This is a genomic window from Salinarimonas soli (assembly GCF_008386575.1).
Lineage (GTDB): Bacteria > Pseudomonadota > Alphaproteobacteria > Rhizobiales > Beijerinckiaceae > Salinarimonas_A > Salinarimonas_A soli.
This window is the reverse complement of record NZ_VUOA01000028.1, coordinates 289,075-299,635: the sequence shown is the minus strand read 5'-3', so window position 1 is coordinate 299,635 and position 10,561 is coordinate 289,075. Positions and strand designations below refer to the sequence as shown.

At 72.7% G+C, this 10,561-nt stretch carries 8 protein-coding genes; all 8 read left to right on the top strand.

The window, feature by feature from the left end:
• The first annotated feature begins 397 nt into the window (after positions 1-397).
• The 8 genes from F0L46_RS16630 to F0L46_RS16595 all read left to right on the top strand — a co-directional run bounded on the left by F0L46_RS16630 (position 398) and on the right by F0L46_RS16595 (position 10,556).
• Positions 398-610, top strand: a complete 213-nt coding sequence (locus tag F0L46_RS16630) for a hypothetical protein (RefSeq protein WP_149819536.1) — start codon at positions 398-400, stop codon at positions 608-610.
• A gap of 227 nt (positions 611-837) precedes the next feature.
• Positions 838-1,311 carry a cupin domain-containing protein gene (locus F0L46_RS16625; RefSeq protein WP_149819534.1) on the top strand — a complete coding sequence of 158 codons (474 nt, stop codon included), beginning with the start codon at positions 838-840 and terminating at the stop codon, positions 1,309-1,311.
• A gap of 121 nt (positions 1,312-1,432) precedes the next feature.
• Positions 1,433-2,710, top strand: coding sequence for a glycoside hydrolase family 1 protein (locus tag F0L46_RS16620; RefSeq protein WP_210247648.1), 1,278 nt, complete (start codon positions 1,433-1,435; stop codon positions 2,708-2,710).
• A 119-nt stretch (positions 2,711-2,829) separates the two neighbouring features.
• Positions 2,830-3,282 carry a tellurite resistance TerB family protein gene (locus F0L46_RS16615; RefSeq protein WP_149819532.1) on the top strand — a complete coding sequence of 151 codons (453 nt, stop codon included), beginning with the start codon at positions 2,830-2,832 and terminating at the stop codon, positions 3,280-3,282.
• Positions 3,283-3,352: 70 nt separating this feature from the next.
• Positions 3,353-4,726, top strand: coding sequence for a DUF1800 domain-containing protein (locus F0L46_RS16610; RefSeq protein WP_149819530.1), 1,374 nt, complete (start codon positions 3,353-3,355; stop codon positions 4,724-4,726).
• Between the two features lie 3 nt (positions 4,727-4,729).
• Positions 4,730-5,944 (top strand): DUF1501 domain-containing protein, encoded by a 1,215-nt coding sequence (locus F0L46_RS16605; protein ID WP_149819528.1) that lies wholly within the window; start codon positions 4,730-4,732, stop codon positions 5,942-5,944.
• Between the two features lie 197 nt (positions 5,945-6,141).
• Positions 6,142-7,401: an efflux RND transporter periplasmic adaptor subunit gene (locus F0L46_RS16600; protein ID WP_149819526.1), complete on the top strand. Its 1,260-nt coding sequence runs from the start codon at positions 6,142-6,144 to the stop codon at positions 7,399-7,401.
• The gene (locus F0L46_RS16595; protein ID WP_149819524.1) at positions 7,398-10,556 is read left to right on the top strand and encodes an efflux RND transporter permease subunit; all 3,159 of its coding nucleotides are present in this window, start codon (positions 7,398-7,400) and stop codon (positions 10,554-10,556) included. The genes F0L46_RS16600 and F0L46_RS16595 overlap by 4 nt, the downstream gene beginning before the upstream one ends.
• Positions 10,557-10,561: the final 5 nt, after the last annotated feature.

Sequence of the window (10,561 nt, the reverse complement as noted above, 5' to 3'; positions counted from 1 at the left end):
TCAGGACGAGGACGGAGGGTAGGCCCGACTTATGAGCCAGCCTCTCAGGACGAGGGGTGAGGCTGGGATAGGCGCCCGTTGTCCCGTCGGACTCCCCGATGTCGCCGCTCGCGGTGAAGACGAGCGCCAGGCGTGGCGGTCACGAAGCCTAAGCGATCCCATATAGCCAAGTAAGATGAGCGACCCCCGCAAGGGTAAGTGACCTCACCCTCCCGAGGGTCAACATGAATTGACAAATTACGGTGGTCTCTCGAAACTTTCGGTGTGCTCGATTGTTGCACCTCGGTCGAAATTGCGCTGGAGCGACGCCGGGCAAGCCTTGTTCCGCCAGTCGCCGGCGCGGCCATCGGTCCTTGATGCTTGAGGCAGGCCGTAGGCTCCCCACGAGGATTGCACCATGACCGCCAATCAGCTTGTGCCTTCGCTTATGTTCATGACGATCGCGGTAACCCTGCTGTTCGCCATCGTCGCGTTCGGCTGGTTCCTGCGCAAGCGCCGCAACCGCGACCTCGCGGCCCGGGCCTTCGAGGGCGACGCCGGGCGTCCGCCCATCGACGCTCAGGGTCGCACGATCGCGGGCGCCCAGCCGCGCGAGGGCCAGCGCCTCTGACGGCGCGCCGGTAACCCGGCGTTCATCCGCTGCGGCGATCGTGAGCCCAAGGCCGCGTTGCGTATCAGGCCCCGGGCCCCGCCTGCGTTCCCTTTACGCGGCGGGGCTTCCCTTTTCCGGTGGGCTGGATCGTCGGCCGGCAGGGGCCGTGCGTGCCTGACATCGCGCTCTTGCCTTCGGCTCGACGGCCAGGACAATGGGCCCGAGAGGCGGAGGCACGCGAGCCCATGACACATCCCGGCGGCACGAACGGACCCCTCGTCAGGCGGGCGGGGGAGGGCGCCGTGAACCGCGCCTTCGACCTGCCCCGCACGTTCCTGATCCGCTCGGAGGAATCCGGCGGAGAGCTGTCCCACTGGGTCGAGGAGGTGCCCGCCGGAGCCGGGCCGCCCCTGCACGTGCATCATCGCGAGCGCGAGATGTTCCGGATCCTGTCGGGCCGCTACCGCTTCGTGTGCTCCGGCATGGAGGTGGAGCTCGGCGAGGGCGACACGATCCTGATCCCGCCCGGCGCGCCCCACACGTTCAAGAACATCGGCGCCGAGACCGGCCGGCTCCTCATCACCATGAGCCCGGGCGGCGCGGAGGGCTTCTTCGAGGAGGTGGACCGGCTCGGGCTGCACCCGGCGCGGAACATGCCCGAGATCGTCGCCCTGGCGGGCCGCTACGGCCTCGAGTTCGTGGGGCCGCCTCTGCCTTAGGCTCCCCGTCGAGGGCTGCCGCACGGCGTCGCCGCGGAACGTTGCCGCCGCCGACGGGTTCGCACCTTGGCCGGCACAGGCATCCGGCTGCCGCCGCGACCCCGAGCCCCGGGAGGAACCCGTGACCGAGACCGCCTCGCCGACGCAAGCTGCCCAAGGCCCGCATCACGGCATCTTCCCGACTTTCTTCCTCTCCGGCTTCGAGTGCTCCACCTTCGTCTGGAAGGATCAGGGGCGGCGCGACCTGACCCGGGAGACCCGCCACGCCGAGCATGCCGAGGAGGATTACGCTCACCTGCGCTCGCTCGGGATCGGGGTCGCCCGCCAGGGCATCCCGTGGCCGTTCGTCGATCGCGGCGGCGCCTACGACTTCTCCACCCTCGACCCCTTCATCGCCGCCATGAACCGCAACGGCGTCCTGCCGATCTGGGACCTGTGCCATTACGGCTATCCCGACGACCTCGACCCCTTCGATCCGGCCTTCGCCGAGCGCTTCGCGGCCTATGCCGGGGCCGCCGCGCGATATGTCACGGCGCGGGTCGGGGGGCCGCACTTCTTCACCCCCATCAACGAGATCACCTTCTTCGCCTTCATGGGCGGCGAGTGGGGCTGGACGGCGCCGTTCCGCACGTCCGAGGCCGACCGGCATGCCCTGCGGCTCAGCCTCTGCGGCGCCGACATCGCGGCCGTGCGCGCGATCCGGGCCGTCGATCCGGGGGCCCGCATGGTGCACATCGACCCGCTGATCCTCGTCGTGCCGCCGCGGGACCGACCCGACCTCGCGGACGAGGCCCATGACGAGACCTTCGTGGACGCCTTCTACGCCTGGGACGTCATCGGCGGCCTGCGGCACCCCGAGCTCGGCGGCGGGCCCGACATCCTCGATATCGTGGGGGTGAACTGCTACTCGTTCGGCCAGATGGAGTACCGCGAGCACGGGCCGCATGCCTCCCTGCCCCCGGACGACGACCGCATCCGCCCGTTGGGCGACCTTCTCACCTTCGCCTGGGAGCGCTACCGGCGCCCGATGATCGTGGGCGAGACCAGCGGGCTCGGCGCCGGCCGTCCCGCCTGGCTGCGCGACATAATCGAGGAATCCCTCGCCGCGGTCCTGCGCGGCATCGACCTCCACGGCGTCTGCCTCTTCCCCGCAATCGACATGCCCGACTGGCACACGGGCGAATGGCTGCACAACGGCATCTGCGACCTCGTGGAGGAGGACGGGGACCTCCGGCGCGTGCCGTTCGAGCCCTACGTGGCCGAGCTGCGGCGCTGGCAGAAGCGCCTCAACCGCGTGACGGAGCTGGACGACGACCCGCTCAGCGACCCGGTCGACCTCGCCGACATCGTCGCGGCGGCCAAGCGCCTGCAGATGCGCTCCGACAAGGATTGGTCCTGACGCGCCGGGGTGTCAGCGTTCTGTCAGGCTGCGGGTACTAATCCTGCACGGTGCCGCATGGCAGGCCGGCCTCGTCGCGCCTTTCGTGCCGCTCACCCCGCAGATCCCCCGAGGCTGCCATGTCGTCGTTCCTCTCCCTCAACCTCGCCGACCTCTGGACCGGCCGTCCCGCTCCGGCCGCCGTGTCGGCTCCTGTGGCCGTGGCGGCGCTCCTGATCGAGCTCGCCGAGTGCGGCGCCGAGCCGGAGGAGGATCGCCACGACCGCATCCGTGCGGCCCTCGTCGAGATCTTCGGCCTCGGCCCCTGGGAGGTGCAGGGCGTGCTGCGCGAGGCGGAGGCCGCCCAGTGGCAGTCGGTGGATTCCTACCGCTTCACCCACGCCATCAAGACCGAGCTGGACCGGGAGCAGCGCTGGCCGATCCTGCGGGCGCTGGCGCGCGAGCTGGAGGAGGGCGGCACGCGCACGGCGGTCAAGACCGCGACCCTCGCCCGGATCGCGGCCCTCCTCGGCTTCACCCAGGACGAGGTCGTGGGCGAGCGCCTCGCGGTCCGGGACGCCCACGCCCATTGAGGCGCGGCCCTGAAATCCCGTCCTCGACAATCGGCCCGGCATCGGGTCGACTGCGCGGGAGGAGATCGCCATGACCACGGCGCCGATCGCCCTGGCCCGCTTCGGCCTCGGCCCCCGCCCGGGAACGCTCGCGGCCGCGGCCGGCGATCCGAGGGGCTGGCTCACCGACGAGATCCGGGCGCGCGCCGTGGCGATGCCCGAGCTGCCGGGCTCGGCGGAGGTGCTCGGCGAGCTGCGGGCCCAGGCGCGCCGCGAGCGCGAGGCGCGGGCCATGCAGCCGGCAAGCCCCGCCCCCGACGGCGCCGCCCGCCCGTCGCCCGCGCGCGACGAACCCTCCGTGCCCCAGCGGGTCTACCGGGCCGAGGCGGCGGCGCGGCTCGCGGCGGCGCTCGCGGCGCCGGTGGGCTTCGTCGAGCGCCTGGTCTGGTTCTGGTCGAACCATTTCGCCGTCTCGGCCGCCAAGGGGCAGTCCGTGCGCGTGCTCGCGGGCGCCTTCGAGCGCGAGGCGATCCGGCCCCACGTGCTGGGGCGCTTCGCCGCGATGCTCGCCGCCGTCGAGACGCATCCGGCGATGCTCATCTATCTCGACAACGTGCAATCCGTCGGCCCGTCCTCGCCCGCCGGCCGGCGGCGGGGCAGGGGGCTCAACGAGAACCTCGCCCGCGAGATCCTGGAACTCCATACGCTCGGCGTCGAGGGCGGCTACGGGCAGGCCGACGTGACGTCGCTTGCCTGCATCCTCACGGGATGGACGGTCACGGGCGAGGCGGAGCGGCTTGGTTCAGCCGGCACCTTTGCCGTCAATCCCGCCTGGCACGAGCCGGGCGCCCATCCTGTCCTCTCGGTCGCCTATGACGGATCGGCTGAGGAGCAGGGCAGGGCGGTCCTCGATGCGCTGGCCCGCCATCCGGCGACCGCCCGGCACATCGCGGGCAAGCTCGCCCGCCACTTCGTCGCCGATCGCCCGCCGCCCGCTCTCGTGGCCCGGCTGGAGCGGGTGTTCCTCGACACGGATGGCGACCTCGCGGCGCTCGCCCTGGCGCTCATCGAGGCTCCGGAGGCTTGGGAGCCGACTCCCGCTAAGGTGCGCAGCCCCATCGAGTTCGTGGTCGCGGCCCTGCGGGCTTTAAGCCCCGCTGCACCAGATCCGGGCCAGGTGCTCGGCGCCCTCGCGGCCCTCGGCCAGCCGCTCTGGACGCCGCCGGGCCCGAACGGCTTTCCCGACAACGTGGACGCCTGGGCGACGCCGGAGGGGATGAAGACCCGCCTCGACGTCGCGGCCCGCCTCGTCGCGCGCCTGCCCGACGCGGACCCCCTGCGGTTCCTCGACGACGTGCTCGGCGCGGCCGCCTCCGACGAGACCCGCTCCGCCGTGCGCCGGGCCGAGACGCGCGCGCAGGGGCTCGCCATCGCGCTGATGGCGCCCGAGTTCCAGAGGAGATGAGCGATGGCCGACCTGTGCGAGCGCGCCCCCACCCGCCGCTCGGTGCTCGGCGCCGCGGGCGCGCTCTTCGCCTGGAGCTTCATGCCCCGCTTCGCCCATGCGGCTGGGGCCCGTGACGCGCGCTTCGCCTGCATCGTCCTGCGCGGCGCCCTCGACGGGCTCTCCGCCGTCGCGCCCATCGGCGACCCGGGCTACATCGCCTTGAGGGAGGGCATCGCCCTCTCGCTCGACGGCCCGGCCCCGGCGCTCCCCCTCGACGGCTTCTTCGCCCTCCACCCGGCCATGCCGAACCTGCGCCGGCTCTACGGCGCCGGGTCCGCCCTCGTCGTCCATGCGACCGCGACGGGCTATCGCGAGCGCTCGCACTTCGACGGGCAGGACGTCCTGGAGAGCGGCCAGCCCGGCCCTGGCATCGTCCAGAGCGGCTGGCTCAACCGGCTCGTCGCCGCCCTGCCGGCGGGCGAGGCGGTCACCCGGGCCGGGGCGCTCGGCGTCGGCCCGGTCCCGCCGCTCGTGGTGCGCGGCGCCGCCCCGATCACCGGCTGGGCACCGCCCGTCCTCCCCCGGGCCTCCGACGACCTCGCCCGGCGGGTCCTCGATCTCTATGCGGCCCGCGACCCAGGCCTCGCCGAGGCTCTCGGGCGGGGGCTCGCGACGGAGCGCCTCGCGGCCGCGCAGGGCATGGCGGGCGCCCGCCCGCGGGGCGCCGCGATGCGCGTGACGGCGGAGGGCGCCGCGAAGCTCATGGCGGCGCCGGACGGGCCCCGCATCGCCGCGCTCGCCTTCGATGGCTGGGACACCCACGCCAACGAGGGCGGCGCGACGGGCCCGCTCGCGAACCTCCTCGGCGGCCTCGACGGGGCGATCGCCGCCTTCGAGGAGGGATTGGGCCCGCTCTGGGCCGATACCGCGATCGCGATTGTGACGGAGTTCGGCCGCACCGCCCGGGTCAACGGCACGGTCGGCACGGACCACGGCACCGGCACCGTCGCCTTCCTGGTCGGCGGGGCGGTTCGCGGCGGGCGCGTGCTCGCCGACTGGCCGGGCCTGTCGCCCGCGGCGCTCCACGAGGGGCGCGACCTGCGCCCGACGCTCGACCTGCGCGCGGTGCTCGGCGGCGTGCTGGCCGACCTCTACGGCGTCTCGCCCGCCACGCTTGCCCGCGAGGTGTTCCCCGGCACCGAGCACGTCGCCCCGATCCGCGGCCTCGTGGCCTGACGGACGGCCCCGTGCCTGGCATCGGCTGACAGCCGCCTGTCAGCTTGCCTCCCGTATGAAGGGGGCATGGTCCTCCGCCCACCCCGCCGTGCCCATCTCGCCACCCCCGACCCGCGCGGCGGGCGCGCCGCCGCGCGCGGGGGGGAGACCCCGCCGGGCCGTGCCGGCGCACCCCGTTCCGCGCTCAAGGAAGCCCGATGCCCAAGCTGACCCCCGTGATCATCGTCCTGCTCGTCGCCGGCACCGGCGGAGCCGTCGCGGCGGGGCGCGGCTGGCTTCCCCCGGAGGCGACCGCATGGCTGCCCCCCGAGGTCTCGGCACGCCTGGTTGCGCTCACCCACGCCCGGCCCGAGCCGGCCCCGGCCGGACGGGCCGGCTCGGGGCGCGGCGGCCCGCCGATCACGGTTACGACGGCGGAAGCCGAGCGGCGCGACGTCGTGGTCCGGCGCCGGACCATCGGCTTCGCCGAGCCCCTTGCGATGGCCGCCGTGAAGGCGCGGGTCGACAGCCAGATCATGGAGCAGCGGGTCCGCGACGGCTCCGAGGTCAAGGCAGGCGACATGCTGTTCGTGCTCGACGACCGCGAGCTCAAGGCCGGCGTCGCCCGCGACGAGGCGGTGCTCGCCCGCGACCGGGCCACGCTCGAGCGCACCCGCGCCGACCTGGAGCGCAAGCGCGACCTCGCCACGCGGGGCGCCGCGACGCCGCAGCAGGTGGACCAGGCGGTCGCCGACGAGGCCACGGCCTCCGCGACCGTGCAGGCCGACGGGGCGAGCCTCGCCCTCGACCGGGTGCGCCTGGGCTACACCACGATCACCTCGCCCATCGCCGGGCGCGCCAGCACCGTGGCCGTGACGCCCGGCAACCTCGTCAAGGCGAACGACGCCACCCCCCTCGTCACGATCACGCAGGTGAGCCCCATCCGCGTGAGCTTCGCCGTGCCCGAGCGCGACCTGCCGGCGCTTCAGGCGGCGCTGGCCCGGGGCGAGGCGCCCCAGGTGCGGACCTTCCTGCCGGGGCACCACGAGCCGCTCGCGGTCGGAAAGGTGGCCTTCGTGGAAAGCGCCGTCGACGTCGCCTCGGGCACGATCACCGTGAAGGCGGTGTTCGACAATGCCGACCGGGCGCTCTGGCCGGGCCTCTATCTCGACGTGGACGTGGCCACCGAGCGGCTGCCGGACACCGTGTCCGTGCCGACCGTCGCGGTGCAGCCCGGGCAGGCGGGCGCCTTCGTCTACCTCGTCAAGCCCGACGCGAGCGTCGAGGTGCGTCCCGTGACGGTGGCTGCGGGGGAGGGCGACCGCACGGCCCTGGCCTCGGGCCTCCAGCCCGGCGACCGGGTCGTCGTGGACGGGCAGATGCGCCTCGTCAACGGATCGCGCGTGCGGGAGGCGCCCGCCGCGCCCCGCGCCGAGGCCGACGCGTCCGCAACGATCCGCGGTGGAGCCGCCCGATGAACATCTCCGAGTTCTGCATCCGGCGCCCCGTCGCCACGATCCTGATGTCGATCGCCCTCGTGCTCGCGGGCGTCTTCGCCTATCGCGCCCTGCCCGTCGCGGCGCTGCCGCGCGCCGAGTTTCCCGTGGTGAACGTCTCGGCGCAGCTGCCGGGCGCCTCGCCCGAGACCATGGCGACCTCGGTCGCGACCCCGCTCATCAAGCAGTTCGCCACCATCGCCGGCATCGACACGATCACCTCGACGAACGCCCAAGGGTCCACGTCGATCGCGATCCAGTTCGTGCTCTCGCGCAACATCGACGCCGCGGCCGCGGACGTGCAGGCCGCCATCGCGCGGGCGCAGCGCCAGCTCCCCGTCGAGATGACGACGCCGCCGAGCTACCGCAAGTTCAACCCCGCCGACGCCCCCGTCCTGCTCCTCTCGCTGCGCAGCGACACGGCGAAGCTCTCCGACCTCGACGCCTTCGTGCAGCAGGTGGTGGCCCCGACGCTCTCCACCATCGAGGGCGTGGCGCAGGTCCAGATCTTCGGCTCGCAGAAATACGCGGTGCGCATCCAGATCGACCCGACGGCGCTCGCCGCCCGGGGCATCGGCATCGACGAGCTGCAGACGGCGATCGCGAGCGCGAACAACAACGCGCCCGTGGGCTCGCTCCAGAACGCCAACCAGGTGCTCGTCATCCAGGCGAACACGCAGCTCCAGAACGCCGCCGCGTTCGGGGACCTCGTCATCGCGACCCGCAACGGCAAGCCCGTGCGCCTGGGCGAGGTGACGCGCGTCATCGACTCGGTGGAGAACCTCCAGACCGCCAGCACCTTCGAGGGCAGCCGCGCCATCGTCGTCGCGGTCTTCCGCCAGCCCGACGCCAACACGGTGGACGTGGTCGACCAGGTGCAGGCCGCGATCCCGACGTTCAAGGCCCAGCTGCCCGCCTCCGTCGACATCGCGGGCTTCAACGACCGCTCCGTCTCGATCCGCCACGCGGTCGAGGACGTGCAGGTCACCCTCGGGCTCACCATCGGCCTCGTCGTCCTGGTGATCTTCCTCTTCCTGAGGCGGCTCGCCGCCACGGTGATCCCGGCCGTCGCGGTGCCGATCTCGCTCGTGGCGACCTGCGGGGCGATGTACGCGCTGGGCTTCTCCCTCGACAACGTCTCGCTGCTCGGCCTCACCCTCGCGGTGGGCCTCGTGGTGGACGACGCCATCGTGATGCTGGAGAACATCATCCGGCACATGGACGAGGACGGGCTGTCCGCCTGGGACGCGGCCCTCAAGGGCTCCCGCGAGATCGGCTTCACCATCGTCTCGATCTCGCTCTCCCTCGTGGCGGTCTTCCTGCCCGTGCTCCTCATGGGCGGCGTGATCGGCCGCGTGTTCAACGAGTTCGCCGTCGTCGTGACGGTGGCGATCCTCGTCTCGGCCTTCGTCTCGCTGACCCTCACCCCCATGATGTGCGCGAGCCTTCTCAAGGGCGGCGGGCACGGGGCGGGGGAGGGCCGCTTCGGGCGGTGGCTCGAGGCCGGCTTCGACCGGCTGCTGCGGGCCTACCGGGCGGGCCTGCGGGCGAGCCTACGCCACCAGGGCCTCGTGCTCCTCGTCTTCCTCGCCACCTGCGGCGCGACCGCCTGGATGACGATGTCCATCCCCAAGGGCTTCTTCCCGCAGGAGGACATCGGCCAGCTCCAGGTGCAGACCGAGGCGCGCCAGGACATCTCGTTCGAGGCCATGGGCCGGCTCCAGGCGCAGGTCGAGGCGGTGTTCCGGCACTCTCCTTACGTCCGCCAGGTGGCGAGCTCATGGGGCAGCTCTGGCTACGGTGCCTCAGGGATGAACGCGGGGCGGCTCTTCGTGGAGCTCAAGGACCAGAAGGAGCGCCCGCCGCTCGCCACGGTGCTCGCCGACCTGCGCCGGCAGGCCGCCGCCATCCCCGGCATCGCGACCTACATCGTGCCGGTCCAGAACCTCAATATCGGCGCCCGCTCCTCCCGCGCGCAGTACCAATACGTGATGCAGAGCCTCGATCAGGGGCAGCTCGACGAGTGGTCCGGGCGGATGCTCGACGCCCTGCGGCGCGACCGGTTCTTCACCGACGTCTCGACCGATCTCCAGAACAAGGGCCTCCAGGCGACGCTGGAGGTCGACCGCGACAAGGCCCAGTCCCTCGGGATCACCGCCGACCAGCTGCGTTCGACGCTCTATACGGGCTTCGGCGCCCGTCAGGTCGCGACGATCTACACGACCTCCGACAGCTACCAGGTCATCGTCGAGCTCGACCCGGCGCTCGGCTGGACGGCCGACCGGCTCGACCTGCTGCGGGTCCGCTCCCGCACCACGGGCGCGCTCGTGCCGCTCTCCGCCTTCGCCACGGTGAAGCGCACGCTGGGGCCCGTCACGGTCAACCAGCTCGGCCAGCTCCCCGCGGTCACCCTCTCCTTCAATCTCGCGAACGGGGTGGCGCTCGGCGACGCGGTGCACCGCATCGACGAGATCCGGGCGGGTATGGGCATGCCGCCCACCGTCGCGACAAGCCTCGCGGGCACGGCCAAGACCTTCCAGCAGTCGCTCTCGAACCAGGGGACGCTCATCATCGCGGCGATCCTCACGATCTACATCGTGCTCGGCGTGCTCTACGAGAGCTTCATCCACCCGCTCACGATCCTCACGGGCCTGCCGTCGGCGGCGGTGGGGGCGCTGGGGACCCTGACCTTGTTCGGGATGGACCTGTCGGTGATCGCGATCATCGGCCTTCTCATGCTCATCGGCATCGTGAAGAAGAACGCCATCATGATGATCGACGTGGCGCTCGAGCTCCAGCGCGAGGGCTACGCTCCGGAAGCGGCGATCTACCGGGCCTGTCTCCTGCGCTTCCGCCCCATCCTCATGACGACGCTCGCCGCCATGTTGGGTGCGCTGCCGATCGCGCTCGGCACGGGGGCAAGCGCCGAGCTGCGCCAGCCCCTCGGGCTCGTGGTGGTGGGCGGCCTCGCCGTGTCGCAGGTGCTCACGCTCTTCGTCACGCCCGTGGTCTATCTCGCCATGGAACGGCTCCAGGCGGCGCTCAGGCGCGTCCCCATGCGCCGCCTCGCCTGGCCGCGCCCGACCCGCTCGGCCGCCCCGATCGGGGGACGGCCCCTCCCGGCGCCCGCCGAGTGAGGGGC

What these genes read in the sequence shown, in the direction of transcription:
- F0L46_RS16630 (WP_149819536.1), top strand. Translation starts at nt 398, where the DNA reads ATGACCGCCAATCAGCTTGTGCCTTCGCTTATGTTCATGACGATCGCG.
- F0L46_RS16625 (WP_149819534.1), top strand. Translation starts at nt 838, where the DNA reads ATGACACATCCCGGCGGCACGAACGGACCCCTCGTCAGGCGGGCGGGG.
- F0L46_RS16615 (WP_149819532.1), top strand. Translation starts at nt 2,830, where the DNA reads ATGTCGTCGTTCCTCTCCCTCAACCTCGCCGACCTCTGGACCGGCCGT.
- F0L46_RS16610 (WP_149819530.1), top strand. Translation starts at nt 3,353, where the DNA reads ATGACCACGGCGCCGATCGCCCTGGCCCGCTTCGGCCTCGGCCCCCGC.
- F0L46_RS16605 (WP_149819528.1), top strand. Translation starts at nt 4,730, where the DNA reads ATGGCCGACCTGTGCGAGCGCGCCCCCACCCGCCGCTCGGTGCTCGGC.
- F0L46_RS16600 (WP_149819526.1), top strand. Translation starts at nt 6,142, where the DNA reads ATGCCCAAGCTGACCCCCGTGATCATCGTCCTGCTCGTCGCCGGCACC.
- F0L46_RS16595 (WP_149819524.1), top strand. Translation starts at nt 7,398, where the DNA reads ATGAACATCTCCGAGTTCTGCATCCGGCGCCCCGTCGCCACGATCCTG.